Origin of the sequence: Buttiauxella noackiae ATCC 51607 (assembly GCF_001654865.1) — a bacterium.
GTDB lineage: Bacteria > Pseudomonadota > Gammaproteobacteria > Enterobacterales > Enterobacteriaceae > Buttiauxella > Buttiauxella noackiae.
In genome coordinates, this window is the sequence record NZ_LXEO01000038.1 from 47,638 (window position 1) to 71,791 (window position 24,154).

Below are 24,154 nucleotides of genomic sequence, written 5' to 3' on the forward strand. Positions count from 1 at the left end.
AATCACTTCATGCTGTTAGCGATGGTATCCACATTGTGCTTGAACGCCATTTCGTAAGTGCTGGCAGGTCCGTTTGCGGCTGACAGCGCTTCTGGATAAAGTTCACCACCCGGCTGGGCATCACTGGCAGCGGCAATTTGTTTTACCAACCGTGGGTCAGTCTGGTTTTCTATAAAGTAAGTTTTGATGTGTTGATCTTTGAGCTGTTTGATAAGCCCAGCCACGTCACTGGCGTTGGCTTCCGCTTCGGTCGAGAAGCCTACTGGCGCCAGGAAGGTCACACCATATTCCTGGCCAAAATACCCAAATGCATCATGGCTGGTAAGTACTTTACGCTTTGATTTCGCAATAGCTTCAAAGCGCGTTTTCGCCCAACTATCGAGCAGCTTCAGGCGGGTGACATACTCGGAGCCACGGTCATTGATTGCCGCCGCGTCTTGCGGGTCCGCAGCCACCAGCGCCTTCGTAATATTTTGTGCGTAGATTGCGCCATTTTCAGCGCTATTCCAGGCGTGAGGATCGGTAATTTGTTTTCCGTCATCGATCATCTTGCGCGTAGAAATACCTTCGGAGGCAACAATGACTTTGCCTTTATAACCAGATGCGCTGACCAGGCGGTCCATCCACCCTTCCATTCCCAGCCCGCTCACGATAACCACATCGGCTTTGCTTAACGCCACGCTGTCTTGCGGTGATGGTTCAAAGCTATGTGGGTCGCCATCTGGCCCCACCAGACTTTTCACCGTGACATGCTCACCACCGACTTGTTTTGCCATATCCGCCAACACGGTAAAACTGGCAACTACATTGAGGTTTTTCGCCAATGCAGCCTGGCTTGAGCATACCAACACCAATGACATCATCATCCCAAAACGTTTCATTTAACCCCCTTGCTTGTTGTTATCAATCCTCGACAAAGGCTACGAACCAGCCCGCTGCGCGAACCAAAAAGAATCGAGATAAAAAAGCCGACGCTCGCCGTCAGAACAATGGCTGGGCCAGCCGGCAATGCGGCAGCAAAAGACCATGCAAGTCCAATCCAGGCCGACAGCAAACCGCAGACAATAGCGATAAACATCGCCCCAGGCAGGGTTTTCGCCCAGCAGCGAGCCGAAACAGCGGGAAGCATCATCAGGCCGACAGACATTAGGGTCCCGAGAATTTGAAACCCGGCGACTAAATTGAGGACTAACAACGCGAGAAATACACCATGAATAAGATGAGGAGCCAGGCGGTTATTGACCTGTAAGAAGCTGCGGTCGAAAGTTTCCATCACCAGCCCACGATATAAACCGGCCAGAATAAGCAACGTCACGCTGGCAATCACGCCAACAAAGATTGTTGACTGGCTATCCACCGCCAGAATGGAACCAAACAGAAGATGAAGTAGATCAACACTGGAACCACGTAATGAAATCAGCGTGACCCCCAACGCCAGCGAGCCAAGATAAAAACCGGCAAAACTGGCATCCTCTTTAAGATTGGTACGTGAACTCACCAGCCCCGAAATTAGCGCCACCAGCACGCCTGCAACAAAGCCGCCAACTCCCATCGCAACCAACGACATACCGGCCAGTAAATACCCCACAGCAACGCCGGGCAAAATGGCGTGAGACAGCGCATCCCCCACCAGACTCATGCGTCGCAAGAGTAAAAAAATCCCTAATGGGGCTGTGCTTATCGATAGTGCAAGGCAGGCGACAAGCGCGCGTCGCATAAAACCGTAAGCAATAAACGGTTCAAAGAAAAAGTGATAAATCATGCCGATAACGCCAGATTGATGCTTGATTTGCAGTAATGGGGCAATACTTCAGCGGTATCGCCCCAATGGAAATGGTCTTGCGTGAGTAACAGAACATGCGGGAAGTGACTGCTAACAAGCTCGTTATCGTGCAGCACCGCCATAACTGTCTGGCCCGCCTGATGCATCTGGCAGATAAGCGTCATCAAAAAATCACTGGTTTGCGAATCAACGCCGGTAAAAGGTTCATCAAGTAATACTAATGGCGCGTTTTGTACCAACAGGCGTGCAAACAGCATTCTTTGAAACTGGCCGCCGGAAAGCGTTTCGATGGGTTGCTTGCTTAATGTAGTAAGACCCACACGCTCAATGGCATCAGCTACTCGCAGACGGATTTGGCGATTCAGCGAGGAAAACAGACCTCTGGCGGGCCATGCTCCCATGCAGACCACATCATAAACCGTGGTAGGAAACTGCCTTTCCATTTCAGCAAGTTGTGGCAGCCATGCAATACGTGGACGCCCCTCATTAAAGGACAATTGCCCAGATACTGGTGACTGTAACTTCAGGATCGTCTTGAGAAGGGTCGATTTTCCTGTGCCATTGGCACCGATGATGGCCGTCATACTGCCTTTCACAATATGGCCGGTTAATGGCGGTGTCACAGCCCTTCCCTGATAACCCAGTACTAACTGATTTAGCGAGATCATGGCAGTGCTATCGCCCAGCGAATAGCCAGCCATAACCCAGCCAGCAGAATTAAGACAGCGCAAAACCGGACAGGCGCGGCCATTGTGAATAGTGTCCGTATAGGAAGCATTGCAGGAAAACCACTTAACTTGATTTGTTATAACATAACATAAACCAAATTAAATGCATTGTAAATTCCTGATCGACGATCAGGAAAAACCTTCATAACAAACGGGAAGTAAACCCCGCCTCAGAATAAGGCGGGGGTAAAGATTACTGGACGCGAGCCAGCGCGACTGCCTGCCCGAGCTGCCAGACCGCCATCGCATAATGCGTGCTGTGGTTATAACGGGTAATTGTGTAGAAGTTCGGCAAACCGTACCAGTACTGGTAGCTATCACCCATATCCAGGCGAAGCAAGCTGGCTTCCTGATGGTTGCCCAGAGAAGCGGTTGGGCTTAAACCAGATTGCGCCAGTGCGGAAACGGAATATTTAGTTTTAAAACCGTTCGCAAGCCCCGGCACCTGGCCGTTGGCGGGAACCGCCACCAAATCACCTTTTACCCAACCATGGCCTTTGAAGTAGTTCGCCACACTGCCGATAGCATCTTCCGGGTCCCACAGGTTTATATGCCCGTCACCGTTGAAGTCCACCGCGTACTCTTTAAATGCCGAAGGCATAAACTGGCCGTAACCCATCGCACCAGCGAATGAACCTTTCAATGCAAGCGGGTCATCGCCTTCGTTACGCGCCATCAACAGGAAGGTTTCCAGTTCACCAGAGAAGTATTGTGCACGGCGAGGGTAGGCAAACGAGAGCGTAGCAAGCGCGTCGACAATCCGTGTTTTACCCATTACACGGCCCCAGCGCGTTTCAACACCAATAATGCCAACAATAATTTCTGGCGGCACACCATAAACCTGGAAGGCGCGTTTTAAAGTGTCGTCATATTGATTCCAGAACGCGACGCCATTTTGCACATTATCTGGGGTAATAAATTTGCCGCGATAGCGTAACCATGCACCGTTTGGACCTGCTGGTGGTGCAGTAGTCGGTGCCTGCTGGTCCATTAAGCGCAAGACGTAATCCAGCCGTTTGGCCTGAGAAAGCACTTCGTGCAATTGCTGGCGGTCAAAACCATGCTTATTCACCATTTTATCGATGAATTTCTCAGCTTCTGGATTGTTAGCAAAATCCCCCGTCTGCATAAACACATCATGCTGCGGTTGCAGCAAGAACCCCCCGCCAGGCGTGCCGGTTTGTTGAGGCTGAGTTTCAGTTTTCGGTTTGCTGCTACAGGCGGCGAGCAAAACAATAAGCGGAAGTAACGCAACGGAGTAACGCATGTGTTGGGATATCCATATAGCTAACGACGAATGTGTATTACTTATGGTAAATCAAAATCAGAGCGGTAGTAACAGACTCTGCGAGACGGCGCGAAGTTTTCCTGCCTTTTGGCAATGTGTGATCGCATAGTTATGTGGTGTAATAGCGAAGCTTTTCACGACTAATCAGCTTCATGAGATAATGTGAACACTAACAATAAGAAAAAATCACAATTAACTTTTAATTCAATGGATTAAAAAAGAAAAATTATGAGTACAACGGAAAATTTAGACGCCCACACTCCCATGATGCAGCAGTATCTGCGGCTGAAAGCCCAGCATCCTGAGATCCTGTTGTTCTATCGCATGGGCGACTTTTATGAGTTGTTTTATGACGATGCAAAACGTGCGTCGCAACTGCTCGATATCTCGCTGACTAAACGTGGTGCATCCGCGGGCGAACCCATTCCAATGGCGGGTGTTCCACATCACGCCATCGAAAACTATTTAGCCAAGCTTGTGAATCTGGGTGAATCCGCCGCCATTTGCGAACAGATTGGTGACCCTGCCACCAGTAAAGGTCCAGTCGAGCGCAAAGTGGTGCGTATCGTTACGCCTGGCACCATCAGCGATGAAGCGTTACTACAGGAACGCCAGGACAACCTGCTGGCGGCAATCTGGCAAGACGGTAAGGGTTTTGGCTATGCCACTCTCGATATCAGCTCCGGACGTTTTCGTCTCTCCGAGCCTGAAGATATCGAAACGATGGCCGCCGAACTTCAGCGTACCAATCCTGCTGAACTATTGTATGCGGAAGATTTTGCTGAGACGCGTTTGATTGAAGGTCGCCGTGGTTTGCGTCGTCGCCCGTTATGGGAGTTTGAAATCTCCACCGCACGCCAACAGTTGAATATGCAATTTGGTACCCGCGACCTGATTGGTTTTGGCGTTGAAAATGCCCATCACGCATTGTGTGCCGCGGGCTGCTTGCTGCAATACGTTAAAGATACACAGCGCACTTCCCTGCCGCATATTCGCTCCGTCACCATGGACCGCCAGCAAGACAGCATCATTATGGATGCAGCAACGCGCCGGAATCTGGAAATAACCCAAAACCTGTCTGGCGGTTTTGAGAACACGCTAGCTTCTGTGCTCGATTGTACCGTCACGCCGATGGGCAGCCGCATGCTTAAACGCTGGCTGCATATGCCGATTCGCAATATCGACGTGCTGCAAAAACGCCAGCAGACCATTGCAGCCTTACAAGAGCGTACCGCTGAAATCCAGCCGGTGCTGCGTCAAGTTGGCGATCTGGAACGTATTCTGGCACGCCTGGCATTACGCACTGCGCGTCCACGCGATTTAGCGCGTATGCGCCACGCTTTCCAACAACTGCCTGAGTTACGTGAAATGCTGGCCGACGTGCCAACAGAGTATGTGCAGACGTTGCGTGAAAATATGGGTGAGTTCACTGAGCTACGTGAATTACTTGAACGCGCTGTTGTGGAAACACCACCGGTGCTGGTGCGCGATGGTGGCGTGATTGCTCCGGGATATCACGAAGAGCTTGATGAGTGGCGTGCGCTGGCTGACGGCGCAACGGATTATCTTGATAGGCTGGAAATCCGTGAGCGTGAAAAACTGGGGCTGGATACGCTGAAAGTCGGTTTTAACGGCGTGCATGGTTATTACATCCAGATTAGCCGCAGCCAGAGTCATCACGCGCCAATTCATTACGTGCGCCGTCAGACGCTGAAAAATGCCGAACGCTATATTATTCCTGAGCTTAAAGAGTACGAAGACAAAGTTCTCACGTCGAAAGGCAAAGCTCTTGCACTGGAAAAACAGCTCTACGATCAGTTGTTCGATGCGCTGTTGCCGCATCTTGAAGCGTTGCAGCAAAGCGCTACTGCACTGGCAGAACTGGATGTTCTGGTTAACCTTGCGGAGCGTGCTTACAGCCTGAATTACACCTGTCCGCAACTGACCGATAAACCGGGGATTAAAGTTGTTGATGGTCGTCATCCCGTCGTTGAGCAGGTTCTTAGTGAGCCGTTTATTGCCAACCCGCTAAGTCTCGCACCTCAACGCCGAATGCTAATTATTACTGGCCCAAATATGGGTGGTAAAAGTACCTATATGCGCCAGTCCGCGTTGATTGTGCTGCTTGCCTACATCGGCAGTTTTGTTCCAGCACAGCAGGCAGAAATCGGGCCAATCGACCGAATTTTCACACGCGTCGGCGCGGCTGACGATCTGGCTTCCGGGCGTTCAACCTTTATGGTCGAGATGACCGAGACGGCTAATATTCTGCATAACGCCACCGAGAACAGCCTGGTGCTTATGGATGAAATTGGTCGTGGGACTTCCACATACGATGGTTTGTCATTGGCCTGGGCGTGTGCCGAAAGCTTGGCTAATCGCATCAAAGCGCTGACCCTGTTTGCAACGCACTATTTTGAGCTGACTACGCTGCCAGAAAAAATGGAAGGTGTGGCAAACGTGCATCTTGATGCTATCGAACACGGAGACACCATCGCCTTTATGCACAGCGTACAAGACGGTGCGGCGAGTAAAAGTTATGGTCTGGCCGTTGCGGCGCTGGCAGGTGTGCCAAAAGATGTGATTAAACGTGCACGCCAAAAACTACGTGAACTGGAGACGATATCTAACAATACCGCAGCCACCCAGGTTGATGGTACGCAGATGTCATTGCTGTCAGTTACCGAGGAAACCTCACCTGCGGTAGAAGCACTTGAAGCGTTAGACCCTGATTCGCTGTCGCCAAGACAGGCACTGGAGTGGATTTATCGTTTGAAGAGTTTGGTGTAGAAGTGTCGGATCGACCGACGAGATAGCGGTTATAGGGCGGATAAGCGTGACGTCATCCGCCCTGAAAAAGGCATAAAAAAAAGCGGCGACCTTAGTCACCGCTTTTTATTTGAAGAGTCGATTATTCGCGGAACAACGCTTCGATATTCAGCCCTTGAGTCTGCAAAATCTCACGCAGACGACGCAGACCTTCTACCTGAATCTGGCGAACACGCTCACGAGTCAGACCAATTTCGCGGCCAACATCTTCGAGTGTTGCAGCTTCATAGCCTAACAGGCCAAAACGACGAGCCAGTACTTCACGCTGTTTAGCGTTCAGTTCAAACAACCACTTCACGATGCTCTGTTTCATATCATCGTCTTGCGTGGTGTCTTCCGGGCCGTTGTCTTTCTCGTCAGCCAGAATGTCCAGCAGCGCTTTTTCAGAGTCACCACCCAGCGGGGTGTCTACTGAAGTAATACGCTCGTTGAGACGCAGCATACGGCTGACATCATCAACAGGTTTATCCAGTTGCTCAGCAATCTCTTCCGCACTCGGCTCATGGTCGAGTTTGTGAGAAAGCTCACGAGCAGTACGCAGATAAACGTTCAGCTCTTTCACGATATGAATCGGCAAACGAATCGTACGGGTTTGGTTCATGATTGCCCGTTCGATGGTCTGACGAATCCACCATGTTGCGTATGTTGAGAAACGGAACCCACGCTCTGGGTCAAACTTCTCAACAGCACGGATCAGCCCCAGATTCCCCTCTTCAATCAGGTCCAGCAAAGCCAGACCACGATTGCTGTAACGACGGGCAATCTTAACCACCAGACGCAAGTTACTTTCGATCATGCGTCGACGAGAAGAGATATCACCACGCAGTGCGCGGCGGGCAAAATACACCTCTTCTTCGGCTGTTAATAATGGGGAATAACCAATCTCCCCAAGATAAAGCTGAGTTGCGTCAAGCACACGCTGAGTGGCACCTTGTGACAACAACTCCTCTTCGGCTATGTCGTTATCACTGGGTTCCTCTTCTACGAGGGCTTTTTCGTCAAAGACCTCAACTCCATTCTCATCATATTCCGCGTCTTCATTTAACTCGTTAACTTTCAGCGTATTCTGACTCATAAGGTGGCTCCTACCCGTGATCCCTGGGCAAAGCACCTGGCACTTCATTCTTTAAGTCACATCTGCGTTACCGCCTTGATGCCACTTAAATTACTCTGTGCAGCTAAGTACTTTGCCGGCTTATCGCTGCGGTAAATAACGCAGCGGGTTGACGGATTTCCCCTTGTAACGAATTTCAAAATGTAAACGTGTTGAACTGGTTCCGGTGCTACCCATGGTAGCTATCTTCTGCCCCGCCGTGATTTCTTGTTGTTCCCGGACCAGCATTGTATCGTTATGGGCGTAGGCACTCAGGTAATCATCATTGTGTTTAATGATGATCAGATTACCGTAACCACGCAGCGCGTTACCTGCATACACTACTCGCCCGGAGGCGGTAGCAACAACAGCCTGGCCTTTGCTGCCTGCGATATCGATCCCTTTATTGCCACCTTCGGTAGCAGAGAAGTTCTCAATAATCTTGCCTTCAGTCGGCCAGCGCCAGGTTGAAATTGGCGCGCTATCGGACGTGCTGCTGGCAGTTGGTACGGTAGTCGTAGAGCTAACCACAGGTGCCGTAACCGGTGCTGTGACGACAGTCGCAGTACCTTTATTATTCGGCAACATTTTGTTAGCACTTTGTTCACCTGAATCCTCAGAATACGTAATTACCGGCTTGGAAGCAACCACCGTGGTGGTATTTTGCGCAGCGATAGGCGCAACGCCTTGTGCGCTAGCATCTGCTGTAGTCACAGCATTTCCACCGGTAATTGGCGTTCCAGTAGAACTGCCAACTTGCAGATTCTGACCCACTTCTAAGCCATACGGGGCGGGGACATTGTTACGTTGCGCAAGATCACGAAAATCGTTGCCGGTGATCCATGCAATATAGAAGAGAGTATCACCGCGTTTCACGGTATAAGTGCTGCCGCCGGTATAGCTACCTTTAGGAATGTTCCCATACTGGCGGTTATAAACGATGTGGCCATTTTCAGTCTGTACTGGCGTTGAAACTACCGGCTGCGTTTGCATCGGTTGAATCATTGGTTGCTGTTGTACAGGCTGAATTTGCGAAGTCTGGCTTTGGGTGGACATTTTCGGTGGCTGGGTAATCAGCATTCCACCGGATGAACTGCTACCGGCATTGCTGCTACCACCTACAGAACTGATAGGCGCCTGGCTGTTATTGCTGGTACAGCCAGCTAACCAAAGGCTAACCAGCGACAACGCTGCAATACGGCGTAAAGTAAAAGTTGGGCTTCCCGCGCTCATTTATCCCCCAAGAAAAACAATCATATGCTTATGAAAATACGGCAGAACTGACACTTATACCCATCATCCTTCAAGCTGCAGGGGTGGTTGGCTGTAGACGCTCACCCCAGTGACTTACTCAAGTAAGCTCCTGGGACTCTCATCCTGACCGCCTACCTGCAACTCGAATACTAATGGGTATACAACCAGATACCAAAATTCGCTGCGCGTTACGTTACGCCAAAACCCTTAGAAAAAAACAAGATATTTCCGGGTTATGCCAGCTCGCCCTTCACTAAGGGCACAAAACGAACGGCTTCTACCGTATCAATGACAAATTCCCCACTCTGGCGACGAATACGCTTCAGAAATTGCCGATCTTCGCCTACGGGGAGAACTAAAATTCCGCCTTCATCCAGCTGTGCTAAAAGTTCACTGGGAATCTCCGGCGGTGCTGCCGTAACAATAATAGCGTCAAATGGGCTGCGCGCATGCCAGCCCTGCCAGCCATCACCGTGACGGGTTGAGATATTGTGTAGATCGAGTTGCTTCAAGCGTCGTCTTGCATGCCATTGCAAACCTTTAATGCGTTCAACTGAACAAACATGATGTACCAGATGCGCCAGAATGGCAGTTTGATACCCTGAACCCGTACCAATTTCCAGCACACGACAATCAGGAGTCAGTTCAAGTAACTCGGTCATTCTTGCAACCATGTAAGGCTGCGAGATGGTTTGGCCTGAGCCAATGGGCAATGCCGTGTTTTCCCAGGCTTTGTGCTCAAACGCTTCATCGACAAATTTTTCCCGCGGCACCTGTGCAATGGCCTCAAGCACTTTTTCGTCCTTGATACCTTGATTGCGTAGCTGTTCGAGAAGGGTTTGTACGCGTTTGCTTACCATTGCTCGTCCACTCCTGATTTGCTCAACCAGTGGCTAACCACCTCACGAGCGCTGTGAGCGGTTAAGTCGACATGCAACGGCGTGACAGACACATAGCCTTCATCAACCGCAGCGAAATCGGTATCCGGCCCTGCATCAAATTTGTCACCCGGAGGCCCGATCCAATACAGGGTGTTGCCGCGTGGATCTTCTTGCGGAATCACTTTATCGGAAGGATGGCGGCTACCACAGCGTGTGACACGAATACCCTTGATTTGATCAAGTGGCAAATCAGGCACATTAATATTTAAAATTCGCCCGGTTCGCAGCGGCTCGCGCATCAGCGCGCGCAGAATCGTACAGGTTACCGCCGCGGCAGTTTCATAATGTTCATGGCCATTAAGAGAAACAGCCAGCGCAGGAAGACCTAAATGGCGCCCTTCCATCGCCGCAGCAACGGTGCCGGAGTAGATAACGTCATCACCCAGATTTGGGCCAGCATTAATCCCGGAAACCACCACATCAGGACCTGGACGCATTAACGCATTAACGCCAAGATAGACACAGTCAGTCGGCGTGCCCATCTGCACGGAAATATCGCCGTTTACAAGAGTGAAAGTACGCAATGAAGATTCGAGCGTCAGTGAGTTTGATGCCCCACTGCGATTACGGTCGGGGGCGACCACCTGCACGTCAGCAAATTCCCTTAGTCGGGTCGCCAACACTTGAATGCCCGGCGCATTAACCCCGTCATCGTTACTCAAAAGTATTCTCATATTAAATTTACAAAGCTTCTTTTATACGAAAAAGATAAAACCACATGTTGGCCCCTGATATCACAACGCTCTGCGCTTTTTTAGACTAAAAACGGCCCAACGTGTTGTTTTATCCCATTCTGCTGATTTTAGTGCACCTGTCATGAATTTGTTGCAGTTTTTGTAACATTCACCACAAAGCCTAACCCAAGAGGTTACTATACAATCCAATGTTGACTAAATCACCTGCTGTGGTCTGAGGATTGCGCCGAAAACAAGAGGTTGTGGGACTTGGAGAAGTAATGTGAATGCGGAGTTTAAAACAAAAAAAAACGGGTAATGTCATTACCCGCTATGAATGTGCCCTACCGTTACTCGGCAATATCCGCGTAACCGCCCGGCGCGTTCATTAATTCACGCACGACGCTTGTGGCGAAACTTCCGGCAGGCAGCCAGAAATTCAACTCAACGGTGATGTCATCCCACCAGTTCCAACTCAGTTCTTTAGGCATAACCAGCATCGCGCGGCGGGCCGCTTCAACACGTTCACGCACCAGTAACCCCTGCAAATCTGTTTCACCAGCAACACAATTTTGCTCAAACTCCAGCGCGGCATTTTGTGTGCCCCAGGCACCATCACCCGGCAGTGGTGCGGTAATCAGTAGTTCGCCATTATCAACACGGGTTTGCAGCTCAGGCATTTCTTCAGGTGTTGCGACAAACCAGCTACCGCGCCCAGCAAGTTGCAGTGCATCGCCGTCGATTACCTGGTTATAGTCGGGTTTCTTCAGCCTTTCGCTGACAATCTGGTTAAACATGGCGCTTCGGGCTGCGGAGAGATAAAAACTGCGCTTATTACGATCGCGAATAGGCGCATTAGTTTGCGCCCAGCGCACAGCCTGATGCAGGTTGTTTCCAGCAATACCAAAACGCTGGCTGCCGAAATAATTCGGTACGCCAGCATGTAGAATTGTATTCAGACGCTGTTCAAGCTCAGCACGATCGCTCACTTCACGCAGTACCAGCGTGAAGCTATTACCTTTCAGTGCCCCTAAACGCAATTTACGGCGGTGACGGGCATATTCCAGCACCTGGCAGCCTTCAAGCTCAAACCCGCTCATATCAGGCATTTCTTTACCCGGAAGGCGTACGCAGAACCACTGTTCTGTTACTGCATGCTTGTCTTTCTGCCCGGCAAAGCTCACTTCTCGGGCTGGAACCTTCAGATACTTCGCCAGTGCATCAGCAACAAAACGGGTGTTACAGCCATTTTTCAGGATGCGTAATAGTAGTTGTTCACCGTCACCATCCGGCCCAAAACCCAGGTCTTCGATAACCACGAAGTCCTCTGGACTGGCTTTGATTATACCGGTGCCTTGCGGCTTGCCGTGCAGCCAGGTCAGGTTCTGCATATCCATTATTTGCGCGCCTTATGCAGCAGAGCGACAGCTTCGCAAGCGATGCCTTCACCACGACCTGTAAAACCGAGTTTCTCAGTAGTGGTCGCTTTTACGTTCACATCGTCCATATGGCAGCCGAGATCTTCGGCAATAAACACGCGCATCTGTGGGATGTGCGGAGCCATTTTCGGAGCCTGCGCAATAATCGTCACATCGACGTTACCCAATGTGTAACCTTTCGCCTGAATACGACGCCACGCTTCACGTAGCAGTTCACGGCTGTCAGCACCTTTAAATGCCGGATCGGTATCCGGGAATAATTTGCCGATATCACCCAGCGCGGCAGCACCTAACAAAGCATCCGTTAATGCGTGCAAAGCGACATCGCCATCCGAGTGTGCAAGCAGCCCCTGTTCGAACGGCACACGTACGCCACCAATGATAATTGGCCCTGGGCCACCAAAAGCGTGTACATCAAAACCATGTCCAATACGCATTATTCATTCTCCGTTTGGGTTAACCGCGTGAGGTAAAACTCCGCCAGCGCCAGGTCTTCAGGACGAGTCACTTTAATATTATCGGCGCGGGCGCTAATTAATTCGGGATGGAAGCCACAATACTCAAGAGCCGAGGCTTCATCTGTAATCGAGGCGTGTTCATCAAGTGCGCGCTGCAAGCAGGTTCGCAGTAATTCCAGAGGGAACAGCTGTGGCGTTAAAGCATGCCAAAGGTCTTCGCGATCAACGGTGTGAGCAATCAGGCTTTTGCCTGGCTCTCCGCGCTTCATGGTGTCGCGTACCGGTGCTGCCAGAATGCCGCCGATTTTGCTGGTCTCGGTGATGGCCAACAAACGCGCTAAATCATCCTGATGCAAGCATGGGCGCGCAGCATCATGCACCAGAACCCATTGCGCACCCTGCACGACATTCAGCCCGGCAAGTACCGAGTCAGCACGCTGTGCACCGCCATTTATCACGGTGACATCAGGGTTTGAGGCAAGGGGTAATGAGGCAAACCAGCGGTCGGTCGGGCTAATGGCAACAACGACACGAGCCACGCGAGGGTGAGCCATCAGGCTCGCCACTGCGTGTTCAAGAATAGTTTTATCGCCGATTTTTAGATATTGCTTAGGACATTCCGTTTGCATGCGGCTGCCGATACCTGCTGCCGGCACCACGGCAATTACGTCCGGGGAGGAGTCTGCCATGTAGATTCACTTACGCTTGATTATCGGTTGTTCTGCCCTGTAGTGTTGCCCAGGCGCTTAGAACTATCGGGTACCAGGCGGTAGAAGGTCTCACCTGGTTTAGTCATACTTAATTCGTTACGCGCGCGTTCTTCAATAGCTTCCTGCCCGCCATTAAGATCGTCAATTTCCGCGAACAACTGATCGTTACGCGCTTTGAGCTTAGCGTTCGTCGCTTGCTGTGCAGTAACGTCGTCACTCACTCGCGTGTAGTCATGTACGCCGTTTTTTCCAAACCACAGCGAATACTGCAGCCAGACCAACAAGGCCAGCAATAGCAGCGTTAGTTTACCCATCCTGCCCCCTGAAAAACGGCACAATCATCGCACAAAATTTTATCGAGCTTCGCTCTGGGCACAAGGTGGCCCTTCGTATTTGCGGCAGAATTTATCACAGAAAGCGCCAACATGCGCGTTTGCAGGTGAGTTAGCGGACATGCAGCCATAAATAGTCTGTTACGGTTTGGCGAATATTTTAAGATTAACCCATCAGCCATAAGAATAGGATGCCGAACATTAGCGTTACGGCAAGCACCGTAGCAATGCAGCTAAAGATCAAACGGCCTTGTAAAAGAGAGTGCAGCGCAATTCCCACGACGACCGCGACAGGCAGCAAAGCGAGGAAAAATGGCCAGGTATAGAGGAAGAAAAACAGCGTGTTAGGGCCATAAATCAGGAAAGGAATACCCAGCGCCAATAGCCATGACAAAAAACCGATAAACGCACCGGCCAATGACCAGGTTGTCTCTTCGGTACCAGGGCTTGCTTCAGCCGATGTAATTGCCATGTTAGTGCCATTGCGCATAACGAATCCGTAAACCCTGCAAGCCAGGCACGTTACGCGCCTGGCAATGTCTTAGGTTTTGATAATAACGTTACGACGCAACAGGTCTAATAATTGGGCTATCAAATTTGTTACTAATTGTTCGCCGTCTAAGTGTATTTCCGGATTCACTGGTGCTTCATAGACTGAGTCAATTCCGGTGAAGTTGCGCAACTCACCTGCCCGGGCTTTTTTATACAAACCTTTAGGATCGCGCGCTTCACAAATAGAAAGTGGTGTATCAACAAACACTTCAATAAACCGCCCTTCCCCGACACGATCGCGCACCATCTGGCGCTCAGCCCGATGTGGCGAAATAAAGGCGGTCAACACGACTAATCCCGCATCCACCATTAAGTTGGCAACTTCACCAACACGGCGGATATTTTCTTTACGATCGTCGTCGCTGAAACCCAAATCGCTACACAAACCGTGGCGTACATTGTCACCATCAAGCAAGTAAGTACTCACGCCAAGTTTATGCAGCGCTTCTTCCAGGGCACCAGCCACAGTGGATTTACCCGAACCGGAAAGCCCGGTAAACCACAGCACCGCACCACGGTGCTGATGAAGACTCTCACGTTGCTCAGCCGTTACCGGATGGGCATGCCAGACGACGTTTTCGTCGTGCTCAGCCATTACTTGCCTCCCAGCAAATCACGCGCACCCCAGTGTGGGAAGTGACGACGCACCAGTGCATTCAGTTCCAGCTCAAACGCACTAAACGCTGACGGCTCCTGATAAACCTCTTCTTGTGGCTCACGTACCATGCCAGCGCCCACGGTCACGTTGGTCAGACGGTCGATGAAAATCAACCCACCCGTGACCGGGTTTTCCTGATACTTATCCAGCACCAGTGGTTCATCGAAGGTTAAATCCACCAGGCCAATGCCGTTTAATGGCAGGCTTTCTACGACACGCTGCGTCAGGCTGTTAATTTCGACCTGATAATGAATGTTGTCGACACGAGCACGGGTTTTCTTCCCGGCCACTTTAATGTCATAGCTTTGGCCCGGCACCAGCGGTTGTTCTGCCATCCACACCACATCGACTTTTGCTGTCTGCACCGCAGGCTGCGTATCACTGGCATCAACCAGCAAGTCGCCACGGCTGATGTCGATTTCATCTTTGAGCACTAATGTGATGGCTTCACCCGCAGCAGCTTGTTGCAAATCTCCATCAAAAGTGACGATTCGTGCAATGGCAGACTCAACACCCGATGGCAGGACTTTGACGCGTTGCCCAACATTCACGGTGCCTGATGCCAGCGTTCCCGCATAACCACGGAAATCCAGATTTGGGCGGTTGACGTATTGCACAGGGAAACGCATCGGCTGTTGTTCAACGATACGCTTCACTTCTACCGTTTCCAGAAGTTCCAGAAGCGTAGGGCCGGTGTACCACGGCATGTTAGCGCTTTGCGTTGCAACGTTGTCGCCTTCAAGTGCCGAAAGTGGCACAAAGCGAATATCCAGATCGGACGGCAGTTGTTCTGCAAAGGTCAGGTAATCTTGTTTGATCTGCTCGAAACGCTCTTCACTGAAATCGACCAGATCCATTTTATTCACCGCCACCACCAGGTGTTTGATCCCAAGCAGCGTGGAGATAAAACTGTGGCGACGCGTTTGATCCAGTACGCTTTTACGCGCATCGATCAATAAGATCGCCAGATCGCACGTTGAAGCACCGGTCGCCATATTGCGGGTGTACTGCTCATGCCCCGGGGTATCGGCAATAATGAATTTACGTTTTTCGGTGGAGAAATAACGGTAAGCCACATCGATAGTAATGCCCTGCTCGCGCTCGGCTTGCAGGCCATCCACCAGCAAGGCCAGATCCAGTTTCTCGCCCTGCGTACCGTGACGTTTGCTGTCAGTATGCAGCGAAGAAAGTTGGTCTTCATAAATCTGGCGCGTGTCATGTAGCAAGCGGCCAATGAGTGTACTTTTGCCGTCATCCACGCTACCGCAGGTCAGAAAACGCAGCAGGCTTTTATTTTGTTGTGCGTGCAGATAGGCTTCAACGCCGCCTTCATCCGCAATTTGTTGTGCAATAGTGGTGTTCATCTGGCGGCTCCTTAGAAATAACCCTGGCGTTTTTTAAGCTCCATCGAGCCTGCCTGGTCGCGGTCAATTGCCCGCCCTTGACGTTCACTGGTGGTCGAAACCAGCATCTCTTCGATGATTTCCGGCAATGTATGCGCGTCGGATTCAACGGCACCGGTCAGCGGCCAGCAGCCCAGGGTACGGAAGCGCACCATTTTCTGCTCAATCACTTCACCAGGTTGTAAATCAATGCGGTCATCGTCAACCATCAGCAACATGCCATCGCGTTCCAGCACCGGACGCGGTGCTGCCAGATACAACGGAACGATTTCGATATTTTCCAGGAAGATATACTGCCAGATATCCAGTTCGGTCCAGTTTGAAAGTGGGAACACACGAATGCTCTCACCTTTATTAATCTGGCCGTTGTAGTTGTGCCACAGCTCAGGGCGCTGGTTTTTTGGGTCCCAGCGATGGAAACGGTCACGGAAGGAATAGATACGTTCTTTGGCGCGGGACTTTTCTTCATCACGACGAGCGCCACCAAAAGCGGCATCAAAGCCGTATTTACTCAGAGCCTGCTTCAGCCCCTCAGTTTTCATGATGTCAGTATGTTTTGCGCTGCCATGCACGAATGGGTTGATACCCATCGCCACCCCTTCCGGGTTTTTATGCACTAATAGCTCGAACCCGTAGTTCTTCGCGGTACGGTCACGGAAGTCGTACATCTCGCGGAATTTCCAGCCGGTATCAACATGCAGCAACGGGAAAGGAAGCGTACCAGGATAGAAGGCTTTACGAGCCAAATGCAACATCACCGAGGAGTCTTTACCGATGGAATACATCATCACCGGATTGGCAAATTCGGCGGCGACCTCACGGATGATATGGATGCTTTCCGCCTCCAACTGCCGTAAGTGTGTAAGTCGTTTCTGGTCCATAAACATCCCTTAGCCGAGGTTTAGTACGGAGGGTCATAGAACCTCCCAGTAGGCGTGATTATTGCAACCAGTCTGGACACGGACAGCGCGGAGCAACCGCAACGTACACATCGCCCAGGTTCAAAATGGCAAATAAAATCGCCCTAATGGGACAGGTTCTTAGCCCACCGTTTAAAAATTCATTAGAGGGACTATACGGCTGAGGATTATTTGTAATGAAATTACGAATTGGAATGAGTAGTTCCACAAAGGAATAACGCCATAGAAATGCAAATCACAAAATGTGCTGAACCAGCGATTTAACGTGGCTTTCAGAGCAATTGAAATTGTGTAACGCCCATCACAGTTTCATACTATGCGGGCAAAAAATTTTCCTGGTTGAAAGGACCTCCACTATGTTTTCCGCAATGCGCCACTCGCTAACCAGCCTGGCGTTAAGCATTTGCTGTACCTTGCCCGCTGTTGCCAACACAACGCCAATGGGCAAAATTGCCAGTCAACAAACACGCCACATTGCTACGGTATTCCCAGGACGCATGACCGGTAGCCCCTCGGAAATGCTGGCCGCAGACTACATCAAGCAGCAATTTAGCCAGCTTGGTTACCAAAGCGATATTCGCCGCTTTAACACTCGCTATTTGTACACCACCAAAGATGGCCATCAGAGCTGGCATAATGTCAGTGCAAGTTCTGTCATTGCTGCACGTGAAGGAATTGAACCGCAGCAAATCATTATCATGGCGCACCTCGATACCTATTCACCACTCAGTGATAACGATGTAAATAACAATCTTGGTGGTTTAACGCTGCAAGGTATTGATGACAACGCTTCAGGGCTAGGCGTTATGCTTGAGCTTGCAACGCGCCTGAAAGATATTCCAACGCGGTATGGCATCCGTTTTATCGCCACCAGTGGTGAAGAAATTGGCAAACTCGGTGCGGAAGATGTTCTTAAGCGTATGAGTGCCAGCGAGAAGAAAAATACATTGCTGGTGATTAATCTCGACAACCTGATTGTCGGCGACAAACTCTATTTCAATAGCGGTAAATCAACACCAACAGCGGTCAGTAAACTGACGCGCGATCGTGCGCTAAAACTGGCGCGCCAGTTGAATGTTAAAGCCACGACTAATCCGGGCCTTAATGCCAAATATCCGAAAGGAACCGGTTGTTGTAGCGATGCTGACGTGTTTGATGAAGCTGGCATTCCCGTGCTTACTGTTGAAGCAACTAACTGGTCACTAGGCAAGAAAGATGGTTATCAGCAACGAGCGAAAAGCAAAGCCTTCCCGGATGGGACAAGTTGGCATAATGGATTATTCGATAACCAACAGTATCTGGATAAGTGGCTACCAACGCGCATCGAGAAACGCAGCCATGATGTGGTGCGAGTGATGCTGCCACTGGTGAAAGAGCTGGCGAAAGCGAAGCAATAACCCAGCAAGTCTAAACTGGCCGGAGCGACAAAACCGGCCATTTAGTATGACTAATAAAAACACAATTTTGTGACCTGACCTACTCATTTTGCCTTTCATTCTGGACACAACCCGGTATCCGAAACTTAAATAGTCATACTAATAAGTTTCAGAGAGAAGGCTATGTCCACCTGGTCCCCGCTATTTATTGATAACGACGATGCCGCAGCGCTACGTATCCATTTGACGCGCAATACTCTGCTGGGCGAAACCCTGCGCCTCCAGCAGCAGCAAGTTGAACAATGGCTGAATGCACCGCTATGGGTTCCCGGGCATGGTGAAGGCGGCGGACCGGAACACACACAGCACAAACTGAATTACCAGATGATGAATCTTGCGGGGCGTTTGTGGCTCATTACTCAGGATGCGCGTTACAAAGAACGGGTGATTCAGATTCTCTGCATCTATGCCGATCGCTACCCGCAGTTGGGTGATGCCATCAGCCACGACACCAATCCACCGGGGCGTTTATTCCACCAGACGCTTAACGAACATATGTTTTTGCTCTATGCCGCTGAAGCCTGGCACTGTGTAAAAACTGAATCGACCGCTGAACAAATCCAACATATTGAAAGCAATTTGCTGCGTCTGATGGCGCACGACGCCACGCATACTCACGCTGCAACCTTCGATATTGTGCATAACCATGGGATGTGGTCGGTCGCGGCAGTCGCGATTTGCGGGTACGTCTTAGGTGATGACGAATGGGTGCTCGATTCGCTGTATGGCCTGGCGCGAGATAGCAAAACTGGCGGCTTCTTCGCGCAGCTTAACCAACTCTTTTCATGTGACGGTTACTATATAGAAGGGCTTTATTACCAGCGCTTTGCACTGCGCCCTCTCCTGCTGCTCGCCGAAGCCATCTCCCGCCGCCAGCCTGAACTGAATATCTGGGAATATAACCATCGTATTATTCAACGCGCTTGTTACACCTTGTTTGCGCTGGCCTTCCCCGACGGTACGCTTCCGGCTTTAAATGACGCGTCAAAAACGATGAACTTACGCGATGAAGGGGCCGTTATCGCCGTTAACCTGTGCTGGCAGCATTACGGAGCCGATGCCCATCTGGCTGAGTTGGCCCGCTGGCAATCATGCGTCTGGCCGGGTCGCGGGGCTTTATCGCTTTGCGAGCATCTGGAAAATTCGCCAGCTCAATCTTTATCCTGGCCAAGCCAGTTAGTTCGTGATGGCCAGAACGGTGAGCGTGGGGCTATCGGCGTATTACGTTTTCGCGACAAAGAACAAGACGACAATATGGCGCTGCTCTACTGGGGCGGCCATGGCAACATCGCGGGAATGCACTCAGCACTAAATCATGGGCATTTTGACGGCCTGCATCTGAGCCTTTTCAATCGAGGAAAGGAGTTCCTACGTGATTATGGTTTTGGTCGGTGGGTGAATATCGAACCTAAATTTGGCGGGCGTTACATTGCTGAAAACAGCAGCTACTGCAAACAAACTGTCGCCCACAATACTGTCGTGGTCGATGAAGGTTGCCAGCATAATTTCGATAAAGACTGCTCTGCATTACATCATGGCGAGACACACTTTTTTATCACTGATCACCCTTCCGGCCAGGGCATGAGCGCACGCTGCAATGATTATTGGCCAGGAGTAAACCAATTACGTACGGTGTTAATGCTCGATTTATCACAGTGCGAGAAACCGTTGCTAATAGATCTGTTCAGCATAAACAGTACAGACCTTCATCAATATGATTATTGCCTTCACGGGCGTGGCCAGTTGATCAAGGCCTGCTCAACGCTGGCCTACGCAACACAATGGTCTTCTTTGGGCAATCAAAACGGTTATCAGCATTTGTGGGACTGTGCCCGCAGTAAAATTGAGGCGGGCCAAAGTACGCAATTTACCTGGCTGGATGGCGATACGTTTTACAGCGCTACCGGAGTGTTACCGGGAGGTGGTGAATTTATCGTGGCGCAAACGGGAGCCAGCGATCCGCAGTTTAATTTGCGTGTTGAACCTGCCTGGTTATGGCGCACACAGGGCACTGACGTGCTGTTTGCCACTGCAATTGAAAGCCACGGTTATTTTGATGAGGCGAGCGAAACATCGCGCGACGCCAGGCCGCAGGTTAGCCGCGTTGAAGTGCTTGAGCACAACGCTGAACAAAGCAAAGTCGCGGTGTATTTCGTACAAGGGGAAACGATAATCGTCACGGTGGATAACCGCCCTGGATACGGGCAGTTTACCGTTCAGCCGTTATAAACGATGTTTGCTGGCGGTCATTAATGCCAGCGATGCTTCATAGGCGGCGTCACCGTCGCCAATCATAATCGCGCGATAAATGCGGTGATGGTCTTCAAGACACATGCCGCCCTCTTTTGACGAATGGCTGATAAACCACTTAAATACAGTAGTCAGCACATTGCCAAATGGGGCGTAAAAACAGTTGCCTGAAGCCAAGAAGATTGAACGGTGAAAGCGGGTATCAACATCCACCCAACGGTCGGGATCGAAATCCTTCGCCACTGCACACATCTCTTCATGCACACGAGATAGCTCAATACGCTGCTCACTTGTCGCATTTATCGCAGCAAGTCTTGTGGCATGGGGTTCAATAACGCGACGGAACTCGAGAAACTGATGGTACATTTCCAGCGTCCCTTCCATGCCGTTCATCCATTCAAGCAACTGAACATCAAGGATATTCCAGTTGTTGCGCGGGCGAACGCGGGTGCCTACTTTAGGGCGCGATTCCAACATCCCTTTCGATGACACCAGTTTAAGCGCTTCACGCAGAGCCGTGCGGCTCACACCAAACTGCTCACAAAGCTCTACTTCGCTCGGCAAAATATCACCAGGCTGAAGCTGCCCGGATAAAATTTTGCGGGCAATGTCGCTGGCAATAAGTCCATCCAGCCCACGTTGTGTCGTTGCAATGGTTGTGAATTGCATGCTTTTGTCATACCTGAAAAAGGGAAGGTGATTAGTGTACCATCAAACTGTAAAGGCACTAAGTGCCTCTACAGGCAGGGATCATGGTGCCATTTGCCCACCGTTTACATCAAGGATTTGCCCGGTTATGTAGCCGCTCATACGGTGAGAGGCAAAAAACAGGAAACTGGGTGCCACCTCTTCACTGCGGCCAAAACGCCCCATCGCAATAGAACTGGCGATTTTATCGCGTAATTCCTGCGGCTTATCCTCATGAAATGCAGTGTCGATGGTACCAGGAGAAACAATATTGAAGCGAATGTTATCCCTGGTGAACTCTTTCACCCAGTTGCGATGAATGTCATGCAGCCACGCCTTTGAAGCAGCATAAATCCCAGCTCCAATGCCGCCACCTTCACGTCCAGCGATAGATCCCGTACTGATGACCGATGTTGTTTCACCGCTGAGTTTCGCGGATTCGCGAAGATGTGGGATCGCATATTTGGTCATCATTAATGCCGAGCGAGCGTTGAGATCCATCACCCGATCGTAGAAGGCATCATCAATGTCCTCTAGCCCGGAGCGCCCCCCCAATCCACCGGCATTGTTTATGAGCACATCAAGGCCACCGTACTGTTCGACAAAAGCGGCAACCAACGCCTGACACGAACCAGACTGCGATAAATCCGCCTGGAAATAGCTCACTTCCCCACCCTGCGCACGCAGTTCAGCCAGAACCGATTCCATCTGCTGCGCAGAGCGACGACCATTAATTCCGACTCTTGCACCGCTTTGCACAAAAGCCTTAGCAGCAGCAAGACCCACGCCCGCCGAAGCACCAGTGATTAGCACACGCTTGTTTCGTAAATCAGAAAACATCGGATCACCTCTATTTGTCATTTAGTATTACAAATACTATCAATCAACGGTAAACATGAAAACTAAAAGCGCCTGATTAAAGGCGCTTTTGTGAACTCAGAGCGGATGTTTAGCTTGCTGAGGTGAACGCTGGTCAATCCGGCAACTCAGACGTAATAAATACCCCACCAGGAAGACCATAGCCGCACACGCAAGGAATAACAGCCGTCCCCATAGCGGATTGGGAATCAAGACCATAAGCAGCATTCCCGCGCTCATCAACATGGTGATAAAGCCAATTTTTTCGCGCTGTTGGAGATCAAACCCTTGCTGATGTTCATCTTCAACCACTTCGGTTTCGATGTTTTCAAAGAAAGTTTCAATTTGCTGCTGTTCTTTAAGCGAGTAGGACGTCTCACGGTAAAAGAGCTTCGTGCAGATAAAGAAGCCGCCCGTCAGCACCAGGTGCGCGATGATATTAATGATGACGTTGATTTCACTCATTTCACGCTTAGTGAAAGCAATACCCAACCACTGCCCTAGCGCCTTCGACGTCAGCACGTCGATGCACAACCAGGATACACACATCCCGAACAATACCGTTCCCCATGCGGCCCAGCGTGGCGTGCGCTTGATAAACATGCCGAAGAAGAGCGGCACCAGCAGCGGTGCTTGTGCAAGGGTGGAAACTGACATCATCAAATCAAACAGGCTCATGCCTTCGAGTTGGCTAAAGAGCAGCGACACAATAATTACCAGCAACCCATTAACAATGCAGAACATTTTACCGGCGAACAATTCGGCACGGTCGCTGATTTTCTTGTTGCGACAGATAACCGGCACCCAGAAGCTACGCACGAAAATCCCACTATTACGGTTCAGTGCCGGATCCATGGTCGACATCGTTGCAGCAAATAACCCGGCAACCAGCAAACCCACTGTACCCGCAGGCATTGCTCGCTCAACAAAACTCAAATAAATCGTGTCTGAAGCTTTATTCCCAAGGGCGGCATATTGCGCTGTGGCATCAGGATAAAGGCTGGCGGATACCCATGGCGGAATAAACCAAATCAGCGTGCCGATAGCCATTAATATCATGGCAAATAAAGCCGCTTTTTGCGCATTCTTTGAATCTTTAGCATTCAGGAAACGGTAAGAGTCCTGCATGTTATTAATATTTTGTAATTGCTTCACAATAAAGAAGATAACGGAACCCGCTATAACGACTCCGTAATTCATATTGGGGCCCATAACAAAACCTGAAGGGAAATGGGTGACCATATTTACCGGGCCCCCCACCTTCACTAAAGCCACAACCGCACAAGCGATAGAAATAACAGCAACAATTAATGTTTGTACAAAGTCGGATGCCACAACGCCCCAGGCACCGCTTAATAATGAGATCAGCAGTACCACAAGACCTGTGACCCAAATAGTTACCGAGAGATCCCAGTTAAATACTGTGCTCACAAAAATAGCCAGAGCATTCATCATTACCGCGCCACTTAAAATACTCAGCGGGATAATAACCCAGGTAAAGAAATGTTCACTTTGCGAACCAAAGCGATGACGAATCACCTCAGTTGCCGTATCAACCCTTGCCTGACGGAAACGTTTAGCAAACCATAGCCAGGAGATACCGTAAGCTATGGTGTTGCCGAGAAATATTGCCGCAACCATAAAACCATCGCTGAAGGCTTTTCCCGCGGCCCCGGTAAAAGTCCAGGCGCTGAACTGCGTCATAAATGCGGTGGCACCGACCATCCACCACAACATTCGCCCACCACCACGGAAATAGTCGCTGGAGGACTTACTGGCCATTTTTTTAAATATAAAGCTAATCAACACCATCAAAATAAAATAGCCACAAATTACTGCGGTATCATAGATCATAGTTGTA

The 24,154-nt window shown here is 50.4% G+C and carries 22 protein-coding genes; 3 read left to right on the forward strand and 19 right to left on the reverse strand.

The window, feature by feature from the left end:
• Positions 1-2: 2 nt before the first annotated feature.
• The 4 genes from M979_RS12970 to mltB form a co-directional block, all read right to left on the reverse strand.
• Positions 3-881, reverse strand: coding sequence for a metal ABC transporter substrate-binding protein (locus M979_RS12970; RefSeq protein ID WP_034457442.1), 879 nt, complete (start codon positions 879-881; stop codon positions 3-5).
• On the reverse strand, positions 878-1,762 hold the full coding sequence (locus M979_RS12975) for a metal ABC transporter permease (RefSeq protein ID WP_064555174.1): 885 nt from the start codon (positions 1,760-1,762) through the stop codon (positions 878-880). Before M979_RS12975 ends, M979_RS12970 begins: the two co-directional genes overlap by 4 nt.
• Complete coding sequence (locus M979_RS12980; protein WP_064555202.1) at positions 1,759-2,451, reverse strand: metal ABC transporter ATP-binding protein; 693 nt, start codon at positions 2,449-2,451, stop codon at positions 1,759-1,761. Before M979_RS12980 ends, M979_RS12975 begins: the two co-directional genes overlap by 4 nt.
• Before the next feature lie 253 nt (positions 2,452-2,704).
• Entirely contained in the window at positions 2,705-3,778 is a 1,074-nt protein-coding gene (gene mltB, locus M979_RS12985) for a lytic murein transglycosylase B (RefSeq protein ID WP_034457444.1), read from the reverse strand.
• 249 nt (positions 3,779-4,027) lie between these two features.
• Here mltB and mutS point away from each other — a divergent pair, with 249 nt between their 5' ends.
• A complete protein-coding gene (mutS, locus tag M979_RS12990; RefSeq protein ID WP_064555175.1) occupies positions 4,028-6,589 on the forward strand; it encodes a DNA mismatch repair protein MutS in 2,562 nt (853 codons plus the stop codon).
• A gap of 121 nt (positions 6,590-6,710) precedes the next feature.
• Here the strand turns inward: mutS and rpoS are convergent, their stop codons facing one another.
• The 12 genes from rpoS to cysD form a co-directional block, all read right to left on the reverse strand.
• Positions 6,711-7,703, reverse strand: a complete 993-nt coding sequence (rpoS, locus tag M979_RS12995) for an RNA polymerase sigma factor RpoS (protein ID WP_034457446.1) — start codon at positions 7,701-7,703, stop codon at positions 6,711-6,713.
• Between the two features lie 120 nt (positions 7,704-7,823).
• Positions 7,824-8,903 carry a murein hydrolase activator NlpD gene (gene nlpD / locus M979_RS13000; RefSeq protein WP_245164749.1) on the reverse strand — a complete coding sequence of 360 codons (1,080 nt, stop codon included), beginning with the start codon at positions 8,901-8,903 and terminating at the stop codon, positions 7,824-7,826.
• Positions 8,904-9,208: 305 nt separating this feature from the next.
• Positions 9,209-9,835: a protein-L-isoaspartate(D-aspartate) O-methyltransferase gene (locus M979_RS13005; RefSeq protein WP_064555177.1), complete on the reverse strand. Its 627-nt coding sequence runs from the start codon at positions 9,833-9,835 to the stop codon at positions 9,209-9,211.
• The gene (surE, locus tag M979_RS13010) at positions 9,829-10,590 is read right to left on the reverse strand and encodes a 5'/3'-nucleotidase SurE (RefSeq protein ID WP_034457449.1); all 762 of its coding nucleotides are present in this window, start codon (positions 10,588-10,590) and stop codon (positions 9,829-9,831) included. The genes M979_RS13005 and surE overlap by 7 nt, the downstream gene beginning before the upstream one ends.
• Positions 10,591-10,940: 350 nt before the next feature.
• On the reverse strand, positions 10,941-11,987 hold the full coding sequence (truD, locus tag M979_RS13015) for a tRNA pseudouridine(13) synthase TruD (RefSeq protein ID WP_083963930.1): 1,047 nt from the start codon (positions 11,985-11,987) through the stop codon (positions 10,941-10,943).
• A complete protein-coding gene (ispF, locus tag M979_RS13020; protein WP_064555179.1) occupies positions 11,987-12,466 on the reverse strand; it encodes a 2-C-methyl-D-erythritol 2,4-cyclodiphosphate synthase in 480 nt (159 codons plus the stop codon). The genes truD and ispF overlap by 1 nt, the downstream gene beginning before the upstream one ends.
• The gene (gene ispD / locus M979_RS13025) at positions 12,466-13,176 is read right to left on the reverse strand and encodes a 2-C-methyl-D-erythritol 4-phosphate cytidylyltransferase (RefSeq protein WP_064555180.1); all 711 of its coding nucleotides are present in this window, start codon (positions 13,174-13,176) and stop codon (positions 12,466-12,468) included. The genes ispF and ispD overlap by 1 nt, the downstream gene beginning before the upstream one ends.
• A 20-nt stretch (positions 13,177-13,196) precedes the next feature.
• Complete coding sequence (gene ftsB, locus M979_RS13030; protein WP_034457454.1) at positions 13,197-13,511, reverse strand: cell division protein FtsB; 315 nt, start codon at positions 13,509-13,511, stop codon at positions 13,197-13,199.
• A 184-nt stretch (positions 13,512-13,695) separates the two neighbouring features.
• Positions 13,696-14,019: a DUF3561 family protein gene (locus M979_RS13035; protein WP_034457456.1), complete on the reverse strand. Its 324-nt coding sequence runs from the start codon at positions 14,017-14,019 to the stop codon at positions 13,696-13,698.
• Between the two features lie 51 nt (positions 14,020-14,070).
• Positions 14,071-14,676 (reverse strand): adenylyl-sulfate kinase, encoded by a 606-nt coding sequence (gene cysC, locus M979_RS13040; protein ID WP_034457458.1) that lies wholly within the window; start codon positions 14,674-14,676, stop codon positions 14,071-14,073.
• Positions 14,676-16,103 carry a sulfate adenylyltransferase subunit CysN gene (gene cysN / locus M979_RS13045; protein ID WP_034457460.1) on the reverse strand — a complete coding sequence of 476 codons (1,428 nt, stop codon included), beginning with the start codon at positions 16,101-16,103 and terminating at the stop codon, positions 14,676-14,678. The genes cysC and cysN overlap by 1 nt, the downstream gene beginning before the upstream one ends.
• 11 nt (positions 16,104-16,114) lie before the next feature.
• Complete coding sequence (gene cysD / locus M979_RS13050; protein ID WP_064555181.1) at positions 16,115-17,023, reverse strand: sulfate adenylyltransferase subunit CysD; 909 nt, start codon at positions 17,021-17,023, stop codon at positions 16,115-16,117.
• Between the two features lie 395 nt (positions 17,024-17,418).
• Between cysD and M979_RS13055 the strand changes: the two genes are divergently transcribed.
• Together M979_RS13055 and M979_RS13060 are read left to right on the forward strand one after the other, a co-directional pair.
• Positions 17,419-18,459 carry an aminopeptidase gene (locus tag M979_RS13055; protein ID WP_064555182.1) on the forward strand — a complete coding sequence of 347 codons (1,041 nt, stop codon included), beginning with the start codon at positions 17,419-17,421 and terminating at the stop codon, positions 18,457-18,459.
• A gap of 162 nt (positions 18,460-18,621) precedes the next feature.
• On the forward strand, positions 18,622-20,727 hold the full coding sequence (locus M979_RS13060) for an alginate lyase family protein (protein WP_064555183.1): 2,106 nt from the start codon (positions 18,622-18,624) through the stop codon (positions 20,725-20,727).
• Here the strand turns inward: M979_RS13060 and M979_RS13065 are convergent.
• The 3 genes from M979_RS13065 to M979_RS13075 form a co-directional block, all read right to left on the reverse strand.
• Positions 20,722-21,417, reverse strand: coding sequence for a FadR/GntR family transcriptional regulator (locus M979_RS13065; RefSeq protein ID WP_064555184.1), 696 nt, complete (start codon positions 21,415-21,417; stop codon positions 20,722-20,724). The genes M979_RS13060 and M979_RS13065 overlap by 6 nt on opposite strands.
• An 81-nt stretch (positions 21,418-21,498) precedes the next feature.
• Positions 21,499-22,275 (reverse strand): SDR family NAD(P)-dependent oxidoreductase, encoded by a 777-nt coding sequence (locus M979_RS13070; RefSeq protein ID WP_064555185.1) that lies wholly within the window; start codon positions 22,273-22,275, stop codon positions 21,499-21,501.
• Positions 22,276-22,371: 96 nt separating this feature from the next.
• The gene (locus M979_RS13075; protein ID WP_064555186.1) at positions 22,372-24,147 is read right to left on the reverse strand and encodes a sodium:solute symporter family transporter; all 1,776 of its coding nucleotides are present in this window, start codon (positions 24,145-24,147) and stop codon (positions 22,372-22,374) included.
• Between the last annotated feature and the right edge of the window lie 7 nt (positions 24,148-24,154).

Excerpts from the sequence above, each read along its gene's own strand:
- M979_RS12970 (WP_034457442.1), bottom strand. The coding sequence starts at position 881 with ATGAAACGTTTTGGGATGATGATGTCATTGGTGTTGGTATGCTCAAGC.
- M979_RS12975 (WP_064555174.1), bottom strand. The coding sequence starts at position 1,762 with ATGATTTATCACTTTTTCTTTGAACCGTTTATTGCTTACGGTTTTATG.
- M979_RS12980 (WP_064555202.1), bottom strand. The coding sequence starts at position 2,451 with ATGATCTCGCTAAATCAGTTAGTACTGGGTTATCAGGGAAGGGCTGTG.
- mltB (WP_034457444.1), bottom strand. The coding sequence starts at position 3,778 with ATGCGTTACTCCGTTGCGTTACTTCCGCTTATTGTTTTGCTCGCCGCC.
- mutS (WP_064555175.1), top strand. The coding sequence starts at position 4,028 with ATGAGTACAACGGAAAATTTAGACGCCCACACTCCCATGATGCAGCAG.
- rpoS (WP_034457446.1), bottom strand. The coding sequence starts at position 7,703 with ATGAGTCAGAATACGCTGAAAGTTAACGAGTTAAATGAAGACGCGGAA.
- M979_RS13005 (WP_064555177.1), bottom strand. The coding sequence starts at position 9,835 with ATGGTAAGCAAACGCGTACAAACCCTTCTCGAACAGCTACGCAATCAA.
- surE (WP_034457449.1), bottom strand. The coding sequence starts at position 10,590 with ATGAGAATACTTTTGAGTAACGATGACGGGGTTAATGCGCCGGGCATT.
- truD (WP_083963930.1), bottom strand. The coding sequence starts at position 11,987 with ATGGATATGCAGAACCTGACCTGGCTGCACGGCAAGCCGCAAGGCACC.
- ispF (WP_064555179.1), bottom strand. The coding sequence starts at position 12,466 with ATGCGTATTGGACATGGTTTTGATGTACACGCTTTTGGTGGCCCAGGG.
- ispD (WP_064555180.1), bottom strand. The coding sequence starts at position 13,176 with ATGGCAGACTCCTCCCCGGACGTAATTGCCGTGGTGCCGGCAGCAGGT.
- ftsB (WP_034457454.1), bottom strand. The coding sequence starts at position 13,511 with ATGGGTAAACTAACGCTGCTATTGCTGGCCTTGTTGGTCTGGCTGCAG.
- M979_RS13035 (WP_034457456.1), bottom strand. The coding sequence starts at position 14,019 with ATGCGCAATGGCACTAACATGGCAATTACATCGGCTGAAGCAAGCCCT.
- cysC (WP_034457458.1), bottom strand. The coding sequence starts at position 14,676 with ATGGCTGAGCACGACGAAAACGTCGTCTGGCATGCCCATCCGGTAACG.
- cysN (WP_034457460.1), bottom strand. The coding sequence starts at position 16,103 with ATGAACACCACTATTGCACAACAAATTGCGGATGAAGGCGGCGTTGAA.
- cysD (WP_064555181.1), bottom strand. The coding sequence starts at position 17,023 with ATGGACCAGAAACGACTTACACACTTACGGCAGTTGGAGGCGGAAAGC.
- M979_RS13055 (WP_064555182.1), top strand. The coding sequence starts at position 17,419 with ATGTTTTCCGCAATGCGCCACTCGCTAACCAGCCTGGCGTTAAGCATT.
- M979_RS13060 (WP_064555183.1), top strand. The coding sequence starts at position 18,622 with ATGTCCACCTGGTCCCCGCTATTTATTGATAACGACGATGCCGCAGCG.
- M979_RS13065 (WP_064555184.1), bottom strand. The coding sequence starts at position 21,417 with ATGCAATTCACAACCATTGCAACGACACAACGTGGGCTGGATGGACTT.
- M979_RS13070 (WP_064555185.1), bottom strand. The coding sequence starts at position 22,275 with ATGTTTTCTGATTTACGAAACAAGCGTGTGCTAATCACTGGTGCTTCG.
- M979_RS13075 (WP_064555186.1), bottom strand. The coding sequence starts at position 24,147 with ATGATCTATGATACCGCAGTAATTTGTGGCTATTTTATTTTGATGGTG.